This is a genomic window from Zarconia sp. (assembly GCF_057467645.1).
On record NZ_JBRJXU010000170.1, the window covers coordinates 107,928 to 129,984 of the forward strand.

At 51.3% G+C, this 22,057-nt stretch carries 14 protein-coding genes; 6 read left to right on the forward strand and 8 right to left on the reverse strand.

Annotated features, from left to right (window positions below; genetic code table 11):
- Positions 1-26 precede the first annotated feature (26 nt).
- Positions 27-1,505, reverse strand: a complete 1,479-nt coding sequence (gene cysS / locus AC2215_RS25240; protein ID WP_486812785.1) for a cysteine--tRNA ligase — start codon at positions 1,503-1,505, stop codon at positions 27-29.
- A gap of 556 nt (positions 1,506-2,061) precedes the next feature.
- Between cysS and AC2215_RS25245 the strand changes: the two genes are divergently transcribed.
- Positions 2,062-4,554: a hypothetical protein gene (locus AC2215_RS25245; RefSeq protein ID WP_486812786.1), complete on the forward strand. Its 2,493-nt coding sequence runs from the start codon at positions 2,062-2,064 to the stop codon at positions 4,552-4,554.
- Between the two features lie 72 nt (positions 4,555-4,626).
- Here the strand turns inward: AC2215_RS25245 and AC2215_RS25250 are convergent, their stop codons facing one another.
- Both AC2215_RS25250 and AC2215_RS25255 read right to left on the reverse strand, forming a co-directional pair.
- Positions 4,627-6,879 carry a tetratricopeptide repeat protein gene (locus AC2215_RS25250; RefSeq protein WP_486812787.1) on the reverse strand — a complete coding sequence of 751 codons (2,253 nt, stop codon included), beginning with the start codon at positions 6,877-6,879 and terminating at the stop codon, positions 4,627-4,629.
- A gap of 774 nt (positions 6,880-7,653) precedes the next feature.
- Positions 7,654-9,567 carry a PAS domain-containing sensor histidine kinase gene (locus AC2215_RS25255; RefSeq protein WP_486812788.1) on the reverse strand — a complete coding sequence of 638 codons (1,914 nt, stop codon included), beginning with the start codon at positions 9,565-9,567 and terminating at the stop codon, positions 7,654-7,656.
- 19 nt (positions 9,568-9,586) lie between these two features.
- On the opposite strand from AC2215_RS25255, the gene AC2215_RS25260 reads away from it, so the two are divergent.
- Positions 9,587-9,769, forward strand: a complete 183-nt coding sequence (locus AC2215_RS25260; RefSeq protein ID WP_486812789.1) for a hypothetical protein — start codon at positions 9,587-9,589, stop codon at positions 9,767-9,769.
- Positions 9,770-9,951: 182 nt separating this feature from the next.
- On the opposite strand, the gene groL is transcribed toward AC2215_RS25260, so the two are convergent.
- The 4 genes from groL to AC2215_RS25280 all read right to left on the reverse strand — a co-directional run bounded on the left by groL (position 9,952) and on the right by AC2215_RS25280 (position 17,997).
- Positions 9,952-11,652: a chaperonin GroEL gene (groL, locus tag AC2215_RS25265; RefSeq protein ID WP_486812790.1), complete on the reverse strand. Its 1,701-nt coding sequence runs from the start codon at positions 11,650-11,652 to the stop codon at positions 9,952-9,954.
- A gap of 215 nt (positions 11,653-11,867) precedes the next feature.
- Positions 11,868-14,987, reverse strand: coding sequence for an MFS transporter (locus AC2215_RS25270; protein ID WP_486812791.1), 3,120 nt, complete (start codon positions 14,985-14,987; stop codon positions 11,868-11,870).
- A gap of 695 nt (positions 14,988-15,682) precedes the next feature.
- Positions 15,683-16,330: a GUN4 domain-containing protein gene (locus AC2215_RS25275; RefSeq protein ID WP_486812792.1), complete on the reverse strand. Its 648-nt coding sequence runs from the start codon at positions 16,328-16,330 to the stop codon at positions 15,683-15,685.
- A 518-nt stretch (positions 16,331-16,848) separates the two neighbouring features.
- Positions 16,849-17,997, reverse strand: coding sequence for a citrate synthase (locus tag AC2215_RS25280; protein WP_486812793.1), 1,149 nt, complete (start codon positions 17,995-17,997; stop codon positions 16,849-16,851).
- Between the two features lie 242 nt (positions 17,998-18,239).
- Between AC2215_RS25280 and AC2215_RS25285 the strand changes: the two genes are divergently transcribed.
- Positions 18,240-18,380 carry a hypothetical protein gene (locus AC2215_RS25285; RefSeq protein ID WP_486812794.1) on the forward strand — a complete coding sequence of 47 codons (141 nt, stop codon included), beginning with the start codon at positions 18,240-18,242 and terminating at the stop codon, positions 18,378-18,380.
- A gap of 65 nt (positions 18,381-18,445) precedes the next feature.
- Positions 18,446-19,144: a calcium-binding protein gene (locus tag AC2215_RS25290; protein WP_486812795.1), complete on the forward strand. Its 699-nt coding sequence runs from the start codon at positions 18,446-18,448 to the stop codon at positions 19,142-19,144.
- Here the strand turns inward: AC2215_RS25290 and tmk are convergent.
- Positions 19,131-19,829 (reverse strand): dTMP kinase, encoded by a 699-nt coding sequence (gene tmk, locus AC2215_RS25295; RefSeq protein ID WP_486812796.1) that lies wholly within the window; start codon positions 19,827-19,829, stop codon positions 19,131-19,133. The two genes, AC2215_RS25290 and tmk, sit on opposite strands and share 14 nt — an antisense overlap.
- Positions 19,830-19,940: 111 nt before the next feature.
- Here tmk and AC2215_RS25300 point away from each other — a divergent pair, with 111 nt between their 5' ends.
- The gene (locus AC2215_RS25300; RefSeq protein ID WP_486812797.1) at positions 19,941-20,495 is read left to right on the forward strand and encodes an Npun_F5560 family protein; all 555 of its coding nucleotides are present in this window, start codon (positions 19,941-19,943) and stop codon (positions 20,493-20,495) included.
- 578 nt (positions 20,496-21,073) lie between these two features.
- Positions 21,074-21,967: a transglutaminase family protein gene (locus AC2215_RS25305; RefSeq protein WP_486812798.1), complete on the forward strand. Its 894-nt coding sequence runs from the start codon at positions 21,074-21,076 to the stop codon at positions 21,965-21,967.
- Positions 21,968-22,057 lie beyond the last annotated feature (90 nt).

Consider the following 22,057-nt stretch of genomic DNA (forward strand, 5'->3'; position numbering starts at 1 on the left):
ACTCTTAACAACACACCCCCGTCAATCTATCCCCGATGCCACTCCGTCACGCCACCGGGTTTGTCGATGAGGGCAATGCCTTGGCTTTGCAGTTCGTCGCGGATGCGATCGCTTTCGGCGTAGTCTTTCGCTTGGCGGGCAGCTTTGCGCTGCTCGATCAGGGCTTCGATTTGGGCATCGCTGAGTCCCCCTGAGGTATCCGAGGTGGCTTCGGCTGCCGCTTCTAATCCCAAGACCCCCGCCAACTCCACCAGGGTTTGCCACTGTTGCCGAAGGGTGGCAGAGTCGGTATCGGTTTTCCCCTGATGCACTAGGACGTTACCCACACGCCGCAACTCTTTGGCCAGTTCAAACACCACCGCCAAACCGCCGGGGGTGCAGAAATCCTCATCCATTCCCCTTTGGAACTGCGATCGATACTCTATTTTAAGGTTGCACTCTTCTTCGGCTTCGCCATCCCATCCCAACTGGGCGCCAAAGCGATCGCCGAACAATAATCCTTCGCGCAGGGTATTCCAGCTATTTTGCGCCCCATCGATCGCCTCGGGGGTGAAATCTAGGGGTTTGCGATATTGGGCCTGGAGGATGAACAGGCGCAGGGCCATAGGATCGACGGTTTGGGGATACATCCCCCATTTGCCATCGAGTAAATCTCGAATGGTGGTGAAATTCCCCACGGATTTGGACATTTTCTCCCCGTTCACCTTCACCATGCCGTTATGCATCCAGTAGTTGGCGAGAGATTGCCCCGTTACCGCCTCCGATTGGGCAATTTCGTTTTCGTGGTGGGGAAAAACTAAATCCGCACCGCCACAGTGAATGTCGATGGTATCCCCGAGGCGATCGCGCACCATCGCCGAACATTCGATATGCCATCCCGGACGACCGGCACCCCAGGGGGAATCCCAAGAGGGTTCGCCGGGTTTAGCGGCTTTCCAGAGGGCAAAATCGAAGGGGTCTTCTTTTTTGCTGGCTTCCGCATCTGCCGCTTCAACCCGGCCGCTGCGTCCGGCTTCCATATCCTCTAACTTGCGATTGGAGAGTTTGCCGTAGCTGTCGAATTTGCGCACCCGATAATACACGTCACCATCGGCACTGTAGGCAAATTCTTTGGCTTCCAACTCGCGAATCAACCGCTGAATCCCATTGAGAGTGTGGGTGGCGCGGGGATATTCGTCGGCTTCGAGGATGTTGAGGCGAGCCATATCCTCGAAATAAGCATCGGTGAAGCGCTCGGAAATCTCTTCCATGGTGACGCCTCGTTCGCGGGCCCGATTGAGGATTTTATCGTCGATGTCGGTGAAATTCTGAACGTAACGAACGGAGTAGCCACGCCACTGAAGGTATCGTCGCACCACATCCCAGACGACGTAGGAACGGGCATGACCGACGTGACAGTAATCGTACACCGTGACACCGCAGCAGTACATCCGAACTTGGTGGGGTTCGATTTCTTGAAAGGTTTCTTCCTGTCGGGTCAGGCTGTTGTAAAGTATTAGGGTCATGGAGTCGGCTGGCAAAAACGATCGCACGGTCTATCTTATCAAGCTTCGCGTTTGAATCTCCTGCGAGGGCAATTCTCCTTTGGAGAGGCTGGGTCGATGGTTCCCGACAGTGGCGATCGCTCCCCTTCAAGATTCATAAAACTCCACAACTTTCCGTACCCCTTTGGTGTAAACTTAGCCCTATCCCTTAAAGACAAACCTGCTTCAAGTTTTAGAGATCGATACTGCTAGACCGAGCGTTCAAAATCGATCGACTTTCATCTAAATTGAACTGGCAAAAGTTATCGCTAAAAATCGTCCTCAACTAAAATTAAATCGATCGATTTCGTTTTTTTGGCAGATAAAATTAAAATCATCGAGTTCTGAGTCAATCTCGATCGATTTTTAAAATTTTTATAAGTATATTCACTCAATATTCTGAGTAGACAGTAAGATTTATAATTTTTGTGTCGTTCGATTTTCAGAAGATCGAAGTTGAGCCCCAAACATAGGATACTAGTTATTTGAATTTCAAGATTACTTTAAATTCCGATCGGATGATATTGGAGATTTAAAAATGATGGAGATTTTACCCGGAACAATTATTGCGATTTTGATTGTTTCTTTTGTCTTTTTTATATACGATTTTATTACTCGCTACTTTATTCAAACAGATTCAAGTGCGCCTGAAACGGGAGCTGAATCCAGTTCCACCTCGAGTGAGGAACTCGCCGCAGCAACGGACTCTACATCGATCGAAGAACTCGCCACAACTCGGGAAAACCTTACAGAAGAAGCCATTGTCAGCGAGCCTCCCCAAACTGAAACGCCAACAGTTTCGCTTGGGATAGCCCCAGTAGTTTCTCGGACAGAAGAACGTTCTCCGATGCTTGGAGATGCGATCGAAGCTGAAGAAGCAGCTCGTTCGGAACCATCGGCGTTCCCCGAAATCACTCCACCGGAAACCCCAGCGGAACCCGAGTCGGAACCCGTCACTCCTGAAACCACCGCCGAGGAAGAGGAGGTACCACCCGCAGCGACAGTTGTTCCCGAAGCGGTGGCGGAAGAAGCAGAAGAACCCACCACAGCGGAAATCGTAGCGGAAGAAGCAGAAGAAGTCCCACCCATTACTGAAGAAACCCCTCCAGAATCCGAATCGGAATCGCCTGCGTCCGAAATGGTACCAGAAGCTGCAATACCCGCAGCCACCCTTGCCCCACCTGTAGTGGATGACAGAGCAACGGAATCAGTCGTGGAGGAAACTCCGCCTGTCGCAGAAGAAACCCCTCCAGAAGCCGAATCGGAATCAGCTACATCCGAAACGGAACAAGAAGAAGAGGTCGCCACCTCAGCAGCCACTAACGCTCCACCAGCGCTCGATGATATTCCACCTGAAACTGTAGTAGAGGCGGAAGCAGCCCCACCTATTACGGAAGAAACCTCACCCGAATCGGAATTGGCTACGTCCGAAACAGTACAGGAGGTCGTGAAACCAGCAGCCACCGTCACACCCGTAGGGGAAGAGACGCTTCCAGTCCCCACAGCCGTAGCGGAAGAAACTCCAGTAGAAACTGAATCGGAACCTGCTACTGTTGAAACGGAACAAGAAGAAGTCACCACATCACCAGCAGCAACCATTGCCCCACCCGTAGCACAAGAGGAAGAAACCCCAGCAGAATCCGAATCGGAACCTGCTACTGTTGAAACGGAACAAGAAGAAGTTACCGCATCACCGGCAGCTACCACTGCTCCACCCGTAGCAGAAGAAGCCCCACCGGCAACGGTAGCACAAGAGGAAGAAACCCCAGCAGAATCCGAATCGGAACCTGCTACTGTTGAAACGGAACAAGAAGAAGTTACCGCATCACCGGCAGCAACCATTGCCCCACCCGTAGCAGAAGAGGAAGAAGCCCCACCCGTAGCGGAAGAAACCCCAGCAGAAACTGAATCGGAATCCACCACTGCCGCAACGGTACAAGAAGAAGTCACCACATCACCAGCAGCAACCATTGCCCCACCCGTAGCGGAAGAAATCCCAGCAAAAACCGAATCGGAACCTGCTACTGCCGACACGCCAGAAGAAGCGACCGTCGTCCCGCCAGTTCCCGAAGCTCCCTCCTCGGATAGAGTAAACAGCCCCGACGCTGTAGAAGCCGAAACCTCGACCAAGAGCGCATCTTCAGAAAAACCGACCGATGACGATAACGATACGCCTCCGAGTCCCCCATCGGGTGGTGTATCTTCAGACAGTCCGACGACTGGGGAGGCGGATGCCAAACCCCCAACCGAAGCCAAGCCATCGCCGAAAAAAGCGAAATCCAGAAAATCGGGCGGCAAAAGGGGAAATAAAAATAAATCCGGTGGCGGGCAAGGTTTTGGGTTTATTGCCCCTCAAAACCCCCCAGACTCGACGCCATCCACTCAAAAATCTTTCCGTCTGGGTTGGGTAATGGCAATTCTGCTGCTGTTGGGATTGGGGGGAAGCCAAATTTCTCGCGTTTGGGAATCTCGTCCCCGGCAACTTGCAAGCATCGAAAGCTTAAATTCTCAGACGGCTCGAACCCCCATCGCCAAAGAAGCTTTACTCAAACAGTTACAACTGTCCCCAGTCGCGTTCGCAACCTACGCCCAAGCTTGGGGAATTTCGAGCAATAAGTCAGAATTGTCCGCCGAAGAAGCCGCACAGATCGCCTCGACAGCGACCGCCATGCGATCGGGCGAACATCCCACCTGGCAGGCTTATCTCGACGCAACCACGGAGACACGAGAGATCGCATCATCCTCCCACACCGGGCAAGTTGGGGGACGTCTCCTACCGCAACGGTACGATCGACTTCGCACACAAGTCAGCCAAGCCGTTGCAGGGATCGCGATCGCAATGGGCGAGAACCTCGATCGCAACTTGGTCGAACCTTTATTGGCCGCCCCCGCAGAAACAACTCTCCCTCAGTCGGCAATGGCATCCCAGGGCTATGGTGATTGCCCCCAGAATGTCGCTTCGACTGCAACCAACCCAGCCCCCGAGGAAACACCGGTGAAGTATTTACAAGCAGAAGCTCGATCGAGGTAAGCTCAAGTCGGCTTCGATGTCGTCATCAAATGCGACCTCCCCTGCTCCCGAAGCCCCCAAAGCCCTTAAAACCTAGGGAAACTCATCCAGGGGAGAGGCATCCCGAGCGCTCAGTTCGATCGCCTGATTGTTCGCTTCGATCGCTTCTCCGTATCGTCCCAACTTTTGCAGCACCATCCCCTTGTGAATCCAGGCTTCTTGATGTTCCGGGGCCAGTTCGAGAATTTTATTCCATCCCGAGATCGCCTCTTCCCATCGACTGAGGGGGTGAAGGGTCAAACTGCGCTGCACCCATAAGTCAATATCGTCCGGTTGCAGTTCCAAAGCTCGATCCCAAGCGCCGATCGCCTCTTCAAATTGCTCTAACTGGCTGAGTACCGTCCCTTTATCCTGCCAAGCGGCGACAAAACCCGGTTCGAGCATCAGCGATCGCTCATAGCATTCGAGGGCTTCTCGATCTTCCCCCATCTGGGTCAAAATTTTGCCTTTCCCCCACCACGCCAGGTAGAACTGGGAGTTCTGTTCGATGGAGAGTTCGTAGCATTCTAGTGCTTCGGCATTTTGGTTGAGTTCTTGCAGAATCGAGCCTTTGAGATACCAAGTTTGGGGATTTTCCGGCTGGAGTTCCAAAGCTCGATCCAAAGCGGAAATTGCGTCTTGAGAACGCCCCAACTCTCGCAGGAGATTGCCCTTACTGTTCCAGGCTTCGCTGTAGGTGGGAGAAATTTCCGTCGCTCGATCGCAACAGACGAGCGCCTCTTCGTAATCTTTCAAATACCACAATACCTTCCCTTTATTGTGCCAACCTAAAGCGCTCTCGGGCTGAAGCTCGATGACTCGATCGAAACTCGCCAGGGCGTCTGTTTCCCGTCCCATGGATAGAAGAGCATTGCCTTTCCCGTTCCAAGCTAGATAGTATCCGGGGTCTCGATCGAGGGCCCGCTCGAAGCAGGTCACAGCTTCATCGTAGCGTCCCAAACCGATGAGGACGATGCCGCGATCGGTTAGGGGTTCGGGGTCGTCGGGCTGAATTTTGGAGGCGCGCTCGAATAGGGTGAGTGCTGCTCTCAAATTGCCTTGAGTATATTGCTCTAATCCCTCTTTGAGCAGCTCTTGAACCTGTTGTTTGGGAGAGGTTTCCGGGGTCGGTTCTGGTGGAGATTGGACCGAGGAGTCACTCGCCTCCGGTTCCGCTGCCTCGGACTCATCATCGGCAGAATTACCATACAGTTCCAATGCCCGATTATTGGCAACGATTGCTTCTGAGTAACGCCCCAGCTTCTGCAAGGCAACCCCTTTATTAATCCAGGCATCTCGCAAATCCGGTTCGAGTTCGAGGGCGCGATCCCAACTTGCCAGTGCTTCTTCCCAAGATTCGAGCGCCCCCAAAGCCATGCCGCGAGTCAACCAGATTTCGCTATCTTGGGGTTCGAGTTCGAGGGCGCGATCCCAACTCGCTAGAGCTTCTTCCCAACGTCCCAAACGCGCTCCCAAGGCCAGACCTTTGTTGTTCCAAGTTTGGGTATCGGTGGGTTCGAGTTCGAGGGCGCGATCCCATGCGGCGATCGCCTCTTCGTAACGCTGCAAGTCGTAGAGTACATCCCCTTTGCGACTTAACGCCACCGACAAATTCGAATCAATTTCTAAAGCGCCCTTGTAAGCGTCGAGTGCCTCGGCGTACTGTTGCAAACCCGCGAACGCATCCCCTCGTCCAACGAGCGCCTGATGGTGGTTGGACTTGCGAGCGAGGGCGCGATCGAATAAATTCAATGCGGCTCGGAAATTTCCAGCATCGAGAAACTCCAAGCCTTGCCGGAAGAACATTTCGCCATCATCGGCGGGGGGAGGTTTGAGGGGGGTTGGTTCCGGTTCGGGGTCGATGGGGGGCCGATTCTCCTGGGGAGCTTCCTCGGGTAGTTCTTCCTCGGGTGGTTCTTCCTCCTGGGCGTTGGCCACGAGTTGGGCGCCAATATCGCCGGCAACCCTGGCGACTGCGGTGTCTCCCACTTCCCCCAGCCGCACCAATCGCAATCCCAGTTCTCGATGGGGCACTGGAGAGCGCGCCAGAGCACTGCCAAAGTTTTGCAGCCAAACGATCCACTGGGTTTCAATGGCGCGATCGTTCAACTCCTGAAAAAAACGAGTCACTTCCACTGCCGTCCAGCCTCGATTCACACCCTCGAGGAGTTGCATGAAGAAATGTTCGTACTCCTCATCTGTCAGGGGCAGAGGTTGAGGCGCTCGCTCTGCTGGTGCTGACGGACTCGATCTCCCAAATAATCGCTGAAATAGCCTGACTAAGCGCTGCCAAATCTGTCTCAGCATTGTCTGTCGTTACGTTTGAATTCCCTCAAGCCTATCACCTATACCCCCTTGTCGGAGTCAATTTTGTGTAAGAGTTTTTGTAAAACTCTCGCGATCGTGCCATGACGATTCGGTCTGTGGAACGTACATTCGGCCACCGGATTCTCGAATGCTGGCTCATCCGGTCGCGAAACCTTCTTTTCTCCATCGGATCTGGATGTTGGAAGTCTACCGGATCGATTTGAGAAAGTCTGTAAATATAAACTTAAAATTCACGCCTAGTGTGTATTAGATGCTGTGTATGAGAAGCTCGAACTTGAACTGTGCGGTGACTTCTTCTAACGGTTGCCCATTTCCCACCCGTACCTTAGTTTTAGCTCGTTTGCATCAGATGCAATTCGGCAGGTCTCAGTTGGGTGCGACAATTTGGTCTCATGGACGGCGATTGCTTCATGACGATCGCGTTACCTTCGATTCATGGAGTTGAGTCGTTTTGAAATCTTTAAAGACGCCAAATCTAGCGCATTTTCGATCGCTCCACAATTTCTACACATTTCGCGCTAACATATCATCTTATTGTTTTTTTGTCAATTTCTCGCAGCTGCTACTTCACCAACCATCTTCAATAATATTCGATCGAAATCGCTTCAAGCCTTCTCAAATTTCCCACGATTCCCAACATCCACGAGAGTTAGCATTTGGAGCTGTGACTTAAGCAAAACTGAGGTGAATCGGGAAGTTTTCCTCAAATGTGAAAACGAACTTGACGGTAACCCTCTGAGTGCCGAGCGACCTTCAAAAACTCCATTCCGTTTCGTCAAGAGATTCGTTCCCTTGAAGGGCTTCTTCCCGTTCGAGGGTCGGTTGTATGTCAAGATTCTCCGACAGGTCGCTCCACTGAGGCAGTTCTATATTCAGACTTTCCGGTGTGGGTAGCGCCCAAGGATCGATCTCGGTCTCGGATTCCGATTCTAGGGCGATGAGACCATCTTCTTCAACCATTGACCCATCGGAGGCGGGCAAATCGCCATTGAGGTCGAGCTTCTCGTTGAGGGTCTCATCGGCTGCCATTCCCGCCGGTAAATCGACAATAAAAGTGGAGCCAACTTTCTCCTTACTTTCGACGGTAATGTCGCCTCCCATCATCTGACAAAAGCGACGACTGATCGCCAATCCCAACCCCGTCCCTCCATACTGACGAGTGGTAGACCCATCAGCCTGGGTAAACGGCTCGAAAATTTGCTCGATTTGCTCTGGACTCATCCCAATGCCCGTATCGCTAACCCGAATGCAAATCCACGAATAGGCATCGGAGTTGGAGCCGGCATCGGGATTGGCATCACCGCCGAGGTCGCCAAAGGGAGAGGTTTGACGGTTCACCGTCAGGGAAATCATCCCTTGATGGGTAAATTTTGCCGCATTACTGAGTAAATTTAACAGCACCTGGCGAACTTTTGTCGGGTCGGCGCAAATCGTGCCCAGATTCAAACTACAGGTTACTTCTAGCGTATTTGTATTCTTCTCTACCAGCGGCGCGACGGTAGATTCAACTTCATAGATGAGTTTGGACAGCTCGAAGGGTTCGGGCGACAGTTCCATCCGACCGGCTTCGATTTTAGAGAAATCGAGGATATCGCTGATAATCGACAGCAGGTGGCGACCCGCCGTGGTAATGCTGCGCAAATCGGAAATGAGATCTTCATCCTCAAGCCCCAAATCTTCCACTTCTTCTTGCAAGATTTCGCTATAGCCGATGATGGCGTTGAGGGGGGTGCGCAGTTCGTGACTCATGTTGGCCAAAAAAGAACTTTTAGCCTGGTTGGCCGCCTCTGCAGCAAGAGTGGCTTGATAGAGTTCGGCCTCGGCGCGTTTGCGTTCGGTAATATCGCGGGCAAAGGTACAGGTATATTCGCGATCGTTGTATTGCAGAGAGTTGATCGTCAACTCCACGGGAAAGATTTTGTTGTCTTTGGTGCAATGTCTAGAGTCGAGGGTAAAGGAGCCAAATTCTTTCACCTGATCCCAATAATCGGGCCAAACTTCTGGGGGAAAATCAGGATTGATATCGTGTACCGTCATCGAGAGCAATTCATCCCGTTTGTAGCCCAAAGACAAGCATGCCGCATCGTTGACGTAAAACAGCTGTCCGTCTTGGGTAATCCAAAAAACCGCATCTCCAGCTTTGTTAATGGAGATTTGGCTCATGGGTAGAGTTTCGTCGATGCGCGCCCGCTCTTCTTTGGCGCGATGCAACTCTTGGCGGATTTCTTTTAACCGTTGTTGCTTGAGCTTTAGGAACTGTTTGAGCTTTGAATTCGTCTGCTGGAGGTAGCCGATCGCCTGTTTGGTTTTGGTAATATTTTCTAGGGTGAGAATCAAACCGCCAATGTCACCGGTTGACGTATACCAGGGACGAATTTCCCACTTGGCGATCGAAATCGTACCGTCCGCTCGAAGTCGATTTTTCTCTTGCCACCGTCCTTTATCCCCGGCTAAACAGCGTTGGTGAATTCGCTTCCAAGCCGTTTGCCGATTCGGGTAAACTTCGTAGTGAGAGCGACCGATGGGATCGAGATCGCCCAATCCCAAATCGATCGACCACTGCCGAGTGACGCATAAGTACCGCATTTGGCGATCGACCACAGCCATGGCTGTGGGTGCGTTCTCCAACAACAAGCCGAACAACTCTGGATTGTTTGGGACGTACATGGGCTATTTAAAGTGACGGGTGACTGGGGTACCGGGGTCGGGCATCCGTCAGAAATCGATCGCCGTTCGTACCCAAGCCAAGGTCGGCGCGATCGCGAGCGTTTATTTCCATTGGTTAACCCTCCCCATGACCATACTCGATCGACCCTTACATCCCTCACTCGCTCGCACGAGTCGTGGAGATTTGCGCGGGTTACATTAGAGATTTTTACCCGATCGAGTCCGAAAACCCAATTGATTCTTACTCAAAGGTCGATCGAGTCAAGGAACCCCTTACAAGCAATCATAGCTTTTCGGGGTAAGGAGAACTCCTTACCCCGATTGTAAAATCCGAGAAAACAGACGGACTGGGAAATTTAGACGGGCTGTCGCAGATGGGGCGATTTACATCATGCCGCCCATGCCCATGCCGCCCATGCCCATGCCACCCATGCCCATGCCGCCCATGCCGCCCATGCCGCCCATGCCGCCCATGCCGTCCATGTCGGGGGCTGCAGCTTTCGGCTCGGGTTTCTCAACGACTAAGGCTTCGGTTGTCAAGACCATTCCAGCGATCGAACCCGCATTTTGCAGGGCAGAACGTACCACTTTAGCCGGGTCGATAATTCCAGAGGCGATCGTATCTTCGAGTTCGCCGGTGACGGCATTGTAGCCCACGTTGAAGTCAGCTTCGCGCACCTTCTCGACGATCACCGCACCTTCGTATCCGGCGTTATCCACCATTTGATACAGCGGGGCTTCGAGAGCCTTGGCAACGATATTGGCACCGAGTTGTTCTTCGTCGCTCAAATTGGCTTTAAATTCTTCCACTTTTGCCGCCAGGTGAATCAGCGTCGTTCCCCCACCGGGGACGATCCCTTCTTCAACGGCTGCTTTGGTGGCGTTGAGCGCATCTTCGATCCGCAATTTCCGATCTTTGAGTTCGGTTTCGGTGGCCGCGCCCACTTTGATGACGGCAACGCCACCAGCGAGTTTGGCAATTCGTTCTTGCAGCTTTTCTTTGTCGTAGTCCGAATCTGTGGCTGCGAGTTCCCGGCGCAGTTGCTCGATGCGCTGGGTGACTTCCGACTTGAGGCGATCGTCCGCAGCCGCCAAAATGGTGGTGTTATCCTTGGTCAGGCTGACTTTTTCAGCTGTTCCGAGCATCTCGAGGGAAATCGTATCCAAGCTTAAGCCGATTTCTTCAGAAACCATCTGCCCGCCGGTGAGGATGGCGATATCTTGGAGCATGGCTTTGCGGCGTTCTCCAAAACCGGGGGCTTTAATGGCGGCAACGTTTAAAACCCCTCGGGCTTTGTTCACCACTAAGGTTGCCAGGGCTTCTCCTTCGATATCTTCGGCGATAATCAGCAGGGGCTTGCCTTCTTGAGCGACTTTTTCGAGGACGGGAACTAAATCCTGGATCGCACCGATTTTCTTGTCGGTAATTAAGATGCGAGCGTTCTCAAATTCAGCCACCATCCGTTCGGAGTCGGTGACGAAGTAGGGGGAGAGATAGCCGCGATCGATTTGCATCCCTTCCACCACATCGAGTTCGGTGGTGAGGAACTTGGATTCTTCAACGGTAATCACCCCGTCCTTGGTGACTTTTGCCATGGCTTCGGCAATGGTTTTGCCGATTTCTTCATCGTTTCCGGCGGAGACGGTGGCCACTTGCGCGATCGCATCGCCAACCACCGGTTGCGTCACGGCGGCGATTTCATCCACTAACTTGGCGATGGTTTTATCGATACCGCGCTTTACGGCGACCGGATTTGCCCCAGCGGCAACGTTTTTGAGACCTTCGCGAATCATCGCCTGGGCGAGGACGGTGGCGGTGGTGGTGCCGTCGCCAGCGACTTCTTTGGTCTGAGAGGCAACTTCTTTGAGGAGTTGAGCGCCTGTATTTTCGAGGGGATCTTCTAGCTCGATTTCTTTCGCGATCGTGATACCATCGTTGACGATGTCCGGCGCGCCGAATTTCTTCTCAAGTACGACATTACGCCCCTTCGGACCGAGGGTAATCCGCACCGCATTGGCTAGAGCATTCACGCCTTCCTCTAGCGATCGCCTTGAATCTTCTTTGAATGAAACCAGTTTTGCCATTACTCGATTGTTTAGCTCTCCAATAGATGAATTTAGCACTCTAATGACTGGAGTGCTAATTCGTGGAAACCGTACCGGAAAGGGAGAAGGGTGTGGGGTCTGGGGTGTGGGGTGTGGGGGGAGAGTGAATGGACAATTGACAATTAAAAATGGGTCAGTTGCAACGCTCTTCCCCATTTTTTATTTTGAATCCTCTTCCCCACACCTCATCTCCACTACTGGCTTTCCACTTGACCGAAACACGACAAAAGTTTGGGATAGAGGTCGATGAGAATGTAGAAACTATCCCGAGAGAGGGTTAGCAAGCTACAGTAGGAATCGGCTTCGATGGTGGTCTGATAGGGAACCTCGTCGAATAAACCCGAATCCCCGAAAGAATCGCCGCGTTCCAAGCGCCCCATTTTTGTTTTGCTCTTGCCAGTATCTTGGCTTTTACGAACGGTGCCTCGATAGACGACGTATAAAGTATTGCCGATTTCTCCTTCCTGACAGATCGTCTCATCGGTGGCAAAGGTTTCGAGCTTAAAGGCTCGGGCGATGGGCAACAATTCATCTAAGGAAAGGTTGCCAAATACGGGGGTGGTTTTCAGGAATAGAACCCGACCGATGGATAAGGCATCGAGATCGAATCCCGTATGGGAGGCGGCTAAGGCTTGTTCGGTAACCTGCCGGACTAAATCGTCGGTTTCATCTCGAGCGTGCTGTTCGAGAGTGCGCCATCGACCTCGGGTTGCCAAAACGATAACCGCCCCCAATCGAATCCATCGATCGCTCGCACTGAAGACTTCGTTGAGGAGTCGAGCGCGAATGTCTTTGGTGGGGCTGCGATCGCTTTCGGGTAATTCCAACAGGGGCAAAATAGGAATGACAAAGCGTCGGTGCTTTACCGATGCTAAAGCTTCGATGGCGTTTGCTCGTCGGCGAGCGTCGGTGGCATCGAGCATTTGGCGCACGCGATCGAGGGTGGTTTTGTGCCCCAAGCGAGATAAAACGTAGAGAACCTGATGAATCAACCGCTTGCTGTAATCTTGGAGGGCGATTTCCAGAGGCCACCAATCGGCGTTGTAATGGGGTATCTGCTGCCGCCAGCGGACGATACTCGCCACTTCCTCGTAATCGGGTTTGAGGTGGTTGAAGAGCATTTTTTCGGCCCGGCGAGTGCGCACTTTGGCAATGGCAGCGATCGCCGCTTCGACGATTTCCGGACGCCGGGAGTTGAGATAGGCTTCGAGTAGGGATAGACTGGATTCTCCATAGTTGGCGATCGCCAATGCCGATTGCAAGCGCACGGAAAAGTCTAAATCTTCTAATCCCCGACTCACCAGTACCGGCAAAAAGCTGGGGCTTTGAATTGCTCCTAACAGATCGATCGCCGCCACCCGCACCGAGGGATCGGGGCGATCGAGTTCGGCAACCGCAAGCTCCCCCAGGGCTTCGTTGCCCTTGGGTTCGAGGGCCGTTAAACCGTTCAAGGCTTCTTTGGTGGCATCGGCCGTGGCGTAGGTGAGAATGTGGTGCAGTCTGGGAATCAACTTCTTATTGCCCGTACTGCTAATGCCGCGAATGAGGGTACGTTGGGTTTCTTCATCGAGATCCGATTGCCAAAGTCGATGGCAAGCCGCTTTCAAGAGGGGATCGGTACTTTTAGCATTTTCGGCAGCCACGCACGCAAGGGCGAATAGTTCTTCGCTGCGGGCATTGACGAGGGGGCGCAGTTCTTCATCGCCGATGGGTTTGCGGCCCGCTAGGAGGGAGGCGAGGGCAATTGTCTGAAGCACTTCGCGCTTGGATTTGAGCCGATCGCGCAAATAATCGCAAATGCCGACATCTTTAACGGAACTCAGCAGCTCGATCGCCGCCATACGCAGTTTCGCATCGTCTTCAAAGGGTATACTTTCAATTTCGGCGATAAATCGGCTCGGTCGCTCGATGCGTCGGGTCAATTGCAATCCCAGGAGGAGATCGGAGCGATTTTCACTTTTGAGCAACTGACAAATTTGGGGGACGTAACTGTCAGGCAGCCGATCTAACCCCTCACTCACATCGTTGAGCCGTACGGAACCCGCTCGGAGCATCGCCAGCAGCGACTTGAGGTAACTTTGACCGAGCCAGTGACGGATCGGCCAGAATAAAGCCGCTAACATCGTCCCGAGTAAAATCGTTTGGGAGTGACCGAGGAAGGATTCGCAAGCCCATAACAAAGCCCCCGCTAAAGCCAACCCCAGGGAATAAAATAAACCATCGACCAAAGAGCGAACTCGTCCGACAAAATTGGCTGGAATGGCATTAAAATTTAGAGTGTAAATTGGTTGATTAATCGCAGTTTCCCAGGCAGCATTGTTAAAGTTTAAGCCGATGGCAACGGGAAGATTACCACTCAAACACAAGGACAAGAAACCTACGAAAGTTGTGATGGGATAAATAGGATTCATGCCGACCACGCCGAAACGCTTTAGACCGGGACGGGTGACAAAATAAAGAAGTAATAATTGCAAGATGTCACTCACCGCACGAAATAACCCGAGAAACCGAGTTAATTCCCGTTCCGTCGTAAAAGTATTGGCGTAAATTCTAAAATACTCAAATTCCGCTAAGCTATAAAGAATTACCCACAAAATAATACTGGCAATTAAGAAGTCAATGATGGGGTATCGTTTTCGTAGTAGCGGTAAAACTTTTAGGTTATCGACTAAAGCCGTGCTAGATTGTGCGCGGATGCGAGCGTCATCGAGAGGATCTTCTGTCTGCTCTAGATACAGTAACTGAGCGATAACCAGACCGTACATCAAGGGTAACAGAAGTAGCATATCCTCCGTTGAAAAGCGAGTGGTGAGGATGATAGTTAATCCTCCCCCTAGCAATCCCCCCACCCCCTGCGCCATTGTCAAGTAAGATACGTAATGGTTGTACTCTCGGGAAGTAAAATAGTCGGAAATTAAGCTCGGCAAGAGAATATCGAGATGTAACCGCCATTGAAAGTAAAATCCAATGTAAATGGCATAGTAGACTAACCAGGATGGAGATTCGAGAGCGTATCTAAAGATGGCAACCAGTAAAATGCCGCCCAAGACTAAATAAGTAAACGTACGGGCATGAGTGTAGCGATCGGCAATTTGGGAAAACCCAGTATACAGTGGAACCGAAACTAAGCCAATGGCAATATAAGATAGAGGCAGTCCCTCAGCACCAGCATGATAAATAAATAGAGAACTTGCGAGGGTGTAGGAAAAGACATTCAGGGCCATAATTGAAATAGATAACCCCAGAAAATGCGCTGCTCGATCGAACCTACCGCCGATCGCCCTCACAAATTTCTTTACTGATTGATTCTGCATTCTGAATTAAGAAAAGCTTGATAACGTTTTCGGTTAACCTCAAATTAAAAAAGTCGACGAGGGAGCCATTGAAAAGATGAACGATCGCCATCCCAATTGTGTTTGTGTTCGGGAAATCGAACCAAAAGGAAAAGGAGTCTTAGCGGCGATCTATTTTACTCAAGGAGAAACCGTATTAATCTGTCGAAAAGTACGAGTCTTACCCCAGAAAACGCCTCACTCCATTTAGAGGGATGTCGATCTCTACGTTTGCATCGATGAGCCTGCGGTTTGAACGAACCATTGCTGTCAGCCCAATACTGGTCTTTGCAACAACCAGTGAGGGGGGGGTATGACTTGGTCGCCTTCGTTGACATTGCAGCAGAAGATCGAATGACCTTTGACGACGAAACAACTGAAACAGAATTTTTAGCTTGATTTCAAGCGATCTGTGACGTTCGTGAGTGTCGGAAACCGTGATGTGGTTTTTCAATCTCCCGGTAGAAGTACGCAAGAGCTACACAGAGTTTATTGGCGACGATTTAAAACCCAAGTTTCAAGACTAGACTCCTACTTCTTAACCCGCTCCTTACTCATACGCAGACTCTCAGAGACGATCCGGATACTTCACCGGTCTCCTTTCTCCCTCGGGTCGCTGCTGTGTGTTTCCGAAACCGCATCAATTCGTTGCCAAGAAGCGGTGTCCGCCGCTCGAATTACAGATCGGTTCTCGATAAAAAGACCTCAAAGCACATCCCCAACCCCAAAAAACCAAAAGAAACCAGTTGAGATTGCCACATGGCACAAGGTCGCTGACCCTTTGGACCATCTACAGTATCGACTGAGTCGTCCATCTTCAACCACTTTCCCCCATTCACCCAACCCACGCGAATACCGAGTTGAGAAAATTCAGTTTCAACTTCTTGGTAAATCTGTTTTTGAATGCTGAAGCCAAAGTGTCCGTCACTCAGATCGAGCCACAGCCGATCGATCGCCTGCAAATCGCTGCTGGGAAACTGCTCGAAGTCCTCAAGCTCGAAATAACCGCGCTTGCGAGCACCGACAATTTGCAACATCAGTCGCCATGTTTCTCGATCGGCAGCGTCATACTTCTTTTGTTCGAGAAAATGCCGCAGCTTTGCATACTTATCGACTTCTTCAACCAAGGTTTTAGGAGCATCGACCCGAGAAACGGCGGTCAAAGCTGGAGTCGTTGCGAGGATGTCAGACTTTTTTGGCGGCGAAGGGAAATAAGAATCTGCAAGATTCAAAGCCGATCGCCGCTGTCGCTTCCACGCCATCCAGCCGAATCGGACAATTGCTCCGATCGCTGCGACGATTATCCCTAAGCCTATCCATTCCATTGTGCGCTCCAGGCTTTAAACCCAAGATAATATTGAAGCTTGACGAGGTAGATACACATATTGGCTGGCGATCTTTCGGTGAGTTCGACGGACTATCGTCTGTGCTTGCCTTCAAATCGCTCGAAATCTCGATTCGAGAGTGGTTAGTTACCAGACTAGAGGGTATCGTATCGTTTGAGAATCCGTGTTTTTCTGGAATTCACATATTCTAATGGATGAATTCCCCGTGCGAGATCGTACTTAAGCCACACTCGCGACGAAAACCCTGTTGTTCGATTAATTTACATCAATATGATGCGAATTCTGTATTGCCAGAGTACTCCAGGCTCTAGATCTCATCATCCACAACGCCATCGAGCACGATCGAGAGCGCATTTCCCGTGGATGCTTGCCATTCCTGTAGAAACTACGCAAGTCGATGACCAGATCCGAGCAGTATGAAATGGAAAATGTAGAATTCGGGAAGGGAGATGGGTTTGAAGTCGGGGTATGGCGGATGCCGTTGACCCCGAATCGGGTTACACCAAACCAGTTCGTTCCTTCGGAGGAATGTAAGAGCGATCGTGAGTTCCGACGTAGAGTTGCGTCGGACGGAAAATTCGGTTCTCTCCCAATTGTTCTTTCCAATGCGCTAACCAACCGGCAACGCGAGCAATGGCAAAAATCGGCGTGAACAAATCCGTTGGAATTCCGAGTTTTCGATAGACTAAACCCGAGTAAAAATCGACATTCGGGTAGATGCCTTTTTGGCCGAGTCTTTCTTCAACGACTCGTTCCAATTCGATGGCAATATCGTAATAAACATCGCCACCGAACTTCTCAAATAGTTGCTCCGCTAAGTTTTGCAAAATCGTCGCCCTCGGATCTTTCACCTTATATACCCGATGACCGAATCCCATAATTTTGGATTTGGTTTCGAGTTTCTTCTCTAAGTAAGGGACGACGTTTTCCACCGAACCAATTTCTTCAAGCATGGTCAGAACCTCCTCGTTCGCTCCCCCGTGTAAGGGGCCTCCCAGGGTTCCCACCGCTGAAGCGATCACCGCATAGGGGTCTGTCAGAGTCGAAGCCGTCACCATCGCCGAAAACGTCGAAGCATTCATCGAATGCTCTGCATGAAGCATCAAACAGACATCAAAAACGCGAGCGGCTAACTCATCCGGTTCGCGCTCGGTCAACATATATAAGAAGTTGGCTGCGTAGTCGAGATCGTCGCACGGCTGTACCGGATCGTGTCCTTTGCGAATGAGCTGAAATGCCGCCACCATGGTCGGAATTTTCGCCAGCAGGCGAATGGCTGCATTGCGAATGTAGATGGGATCGTCCAAGGCTCGACGGGAGTAGAACAAGCCCAAAGCCGCCGCAGAGGCTTGCAGGGCATCCATGGGATGACCGCTCTCGGGAAAGCACTTCATCATGTCCCGAATCCGATACTTAATTCGTCGATGGTAGCGGATATCGTGTTGAAAGGACTTTAACTCTTCTTTTGTGGGCAGTTTCCCCCAAATGAGCAGGTAAGCGGTTTCTAAAAACGTGCTCTGAGCAGCGAGTTCTTCGATCCGAATCCCGCGATACTCTAGGAGTCCCTCGCGACCGTCAATGTAGCTAATACTGGACTTGGCAGCAGGAACCCCTTCAAGACCGGGTCTGTAGGTATCGACAGACATGATTCTCCCGTATATGTGAACTGGTGACAGGCGATCGGACGCAACTTGTAAAGTGCAATCGAGGACGAAGGGCGCTTAGAGCCGTTGCGAGTGCGAGTGGAAACTGGGAGGGAACGGATATTTACCTTCGAGTAGAAATCGGGACCGAACTCCCAAGCTTCGGGGACCCTCGATCGAGCGTGATCGATGAAGTTAACTTACCAGAAACTCGGCCGCTCTGCGTTTTGTGCCGAGATCTTCTGATGCAAATTCTACATGAAAGGGCGATCGATTGGCTTGAGAGTTCGAGATTGGGAATGGTGAATATGTTGCGGGGTGTGGGGTTGACCCTTTCGATCTGCGGTGCGATCGGAAAAATTTTGCCCATTTCCGAAAAAAAGTGACGCGGAAGCAGAAACCTATATAGAACCACATTCTTGCAAGACATTCAGTACAGGAGCAAAAGATCGTGTTACAAATTGGAAATAATGGGGCCAATCTTTTAACAGGTGGTGCTGGAGACGATACTTTACGGGGTTTACCAGGAGATGACACTTTACGAGGTCGACAAGGAAACGATCGATTGTTTGGTGGATTTGGTGACGATTTAATTCGCGCCGGAGGGGGAGACGACGTTGTTGTTGCCGGACCAGGTAACGATACCGTGTATGGCGGTCGCGGTCGCGATTCGATTCTAGGTCGAGAGGGAGACGATCGACTATATGGCGGTGCCGATAACGACTTATTACGGGCCGGTGAAGGTGATGACTCTCTCTTCGGCGGACGCGGCGACGATCGCTTGCTTGGTGATTCGGGAGATGATGTTCTTCGGGGTGGTTTAGGAAATGACTCGCTAACGGGTGGAGCCGGGGAAGATACTTTAACCGGTGGGGCTGGAGCCGATGAATTTATCTTTAACTCTCCCTCGGAAGGGGTCGATACCATTCTCGATTTCGATTTCATCGAAGGCGATAAAGTGATTATCGATGCCTCGGAGTTCGGCGACGCGCAAATCTCTCAATTCTTCGCTGAGTACAACCCGGCTGCGGGCACGGCAACCCTCTTGTTCGATCCCGACGGTAGCGATTCATTTGTTGAGGTAGCCGAGTTCCGCAATCTCCCCGACCCCATTTACTTCATTCCCTCTTTGGATATTACGTTGGTGTAACCCTCCCCCAGGGAAAATCCGGCATGTTCTGCTGGAGAATTGTCTGAATTTGCCCCTGAACCTCATCTGCTGAACCCGTTGCATCCAGGCGAATGACGCGCTCGGGTTCGGCCTTTGCCGCATCGGCGTAACCTTGTCTGACCCGTTGGTGAAAGGCGAGGTTTTCTCGTTCCATGCGATCGAGTTTGCCACGCACTCGGGCGCGGCGAAGTCCTTCGATCGGATCGAGATCGAACCAGAGGGTCAGATCGCTCTTTCGACCCCCCGTGGCAATTTCGTTGAGTTGTTCGATGAGGTTGAGATCCAAACCCCGACCGTAACCTTGGTAAGCCACAGTGGATTCGGTATAGCGATCGCACAGAACGATCGCCCCACGAGCTAAATGGGGTTCGATAAACCCACTCACGTGTCCGGCGCGATCGGCCGCGTACAATAATAACTCCGCTCGCTCCGGGATGGTTTCGCCTTCCGGTTGCTCCAACAACAGCTGGCGAATCTGAGTACCCAGTTGCGTACCTCCGGGTTCCCGAGTCACGATGACATCCGGGGAAGTCCCATCCTCGAATGTTAGGTTAAATGTTTGGTTCGAGAGCCATCGATGGGTTCGATCGAGCTGAGTGGTCTTGCCAGCGCCCTCTATCCCTTCAAATACAATCAATCGACCCCTCGAACCTGGGTTTGCCATCTGAACGTTTCCGATCGAATTACAACATTATTTACACCTGCACTCGTACAATTGTGCGTTGCAGATGGTACATTAGCAACAGTTGGAAACTTCCGAGGAGGTCGTATTTCGGTGAACTCAGCAGAATCACTTAGCGCTCAAGAATTGCAAGCCGAAGTATCGCGCTTACAAGAAGAAGTTCAAATGCGTGATCGACTGGTACAGCAGTTATCTCAAGAACTATTCCGCCTCGTGAAAGGGAATGCGAATTTTACGCCCAACCCCGAGGTTTCCGAGCAGCATCACGCCCAAATGCAATTGCTGCGGCAACAGCTTGAAGAGGTAGAGCAGCAAGTGGAGTTCTACCAAGCGCAAATTAGCGAACGGGATTCTCACCTGCTCGAAGAGCGGCAAGCGGTTCGAGAATTAACCGATCGCGCTCGGATGTTAGAACAGGTGGTTCAAGAGCTACCGGAAATCTACCGTCAGAAATTTGCCGAGCGGTTAGCTCCCGTGAAAGAGCGGGTGGAAATGCTGCAAAAAGAAAATCGCAAGCTTCACGCCGAGCTACAAAGTGTCAGCTATCGCTTGGCAATGCGCTCTCGCCGTTCTTCCGGACAGCTAGATTTACCGAGCTTCAAGCCATCGAATGCCAACGCTTCTCTGCCATCTTTTGGTGGAGCGTAGTTCGTTCGTTTTTGTCCGTCGAACTCGCTCGTTCGCGAACGAGCGAGCTTGGGTCCGTGACTCTTTTCATTTTTCTACAGTCGGGTTGTTTAGAGTTTCCAGAAGTCCGATGTTAATGCCAAGTGGTGTCGCTCGTTGCTGGAATTGGGCTAGGTGAGAAGCTCAAAATTCATCGTTATTTTCCTAGAGTCACACGGAGAGTCAAACTGGGTGAAAGGAGGAAAGACTCAAGATTTGTCATGGGGAATGGATAGGACAAGTCATTGGCTTGAGTTTTTTCCCGTGACTTGAGTTAAATTTGCCAACAAAGGCTGCGAGGCAAAATTCAATCAACTTATCGGGGGAGTGACTCGATCGAAACCGGTGAGTGTTCGTAGATGGGTGAAGACGATACTGGGTAACACCCGGTGAGTGTTTGAGGAGTAGGGATGGTACATTGTGAGTAGATTGCCCGCTCGATCGGAAACGTCCGCAAGAGTACTCCGGAATTTCGATCGGTTTTCGGCTTTGTCAAGTCGGTGCAATCTTCAGGGTAGAGCGATATTATCGAAAACTTAGTTTATCTTCGATCGCCGAACGTGTATTACCATATCAGCCACACGACCTCTTTTGCCTACGATCGACCGGTCTTTCTCGCCCCTCATATTTTGCGGTTGCGACCCCGCAGCGATGGGTTGCAGCAATTATGCAATTTTGCCCTCAACATACAACCCTCTCCGGTAGGAATTGCCGATGTTGTGGATTTAGATGGCAATGCCCTCGAGAGAGTGTGGTTTGACTCGGCGACGAAACTCTTAGAAATTACGACAACCGTTCAAATCGAAACTCACCAAATTAACCCATTTCACTCCCAAATCGAACCGTGGGCAAATCGGTTACCCATCGACTATCCCGCTTCTTTACTCACTCAGTTACAACCCTATCTCAAATCCTACACCCCAGTGCCCGATCCTGTAGCGATCGAATTGGCTCAAGATTTAACTCGGAAAGTGGAAGGGAAAACCACGGCTTTTCTGGGCAAATTAAATCAGCACATCTACAAAATTTGTCAAAAAATCGATCGAGACCCCGACACCCCCTGGTTTCCGGGAATTACCTGGAAAGCCAAACGTGGTTCGAGTCGGGATTTAGCGGTCTTGTTTATGGAAGTGTGTCGTTCGATTGGGTTAGCTGCACGATTTGTCAGCGGCTATCGCGAAAGCCCTTCCAACACAAACAACCCTGAGATGGCGGCCTGGACCGAAGTCTACCTTCCCGGTACGGGTTGGCGGGGGTACGATCCCAGTCAGGGGTTGGTGGTAGCGGATAATTACGTGGCCCTAAGTGCCAGTGCTTTCCCAGAGTATACCGTTCCCATTCAGGGGGATTTTGTACCGGCTGAGGTCGCGGTCACCGGGAATCCAAACAGCCAGGTGGAAGTAACCCGTTCAACGAAAATTCATTTGCGAGCAGAACAAGGGGTCTCAGATTGAGAAGTAATCAGTAATCAGTAATCAGTAATCAGTAGTCAGCGATCGGTAATATCATAGCAATTCTCGCATTTTGTAAGGTACACCTAAACT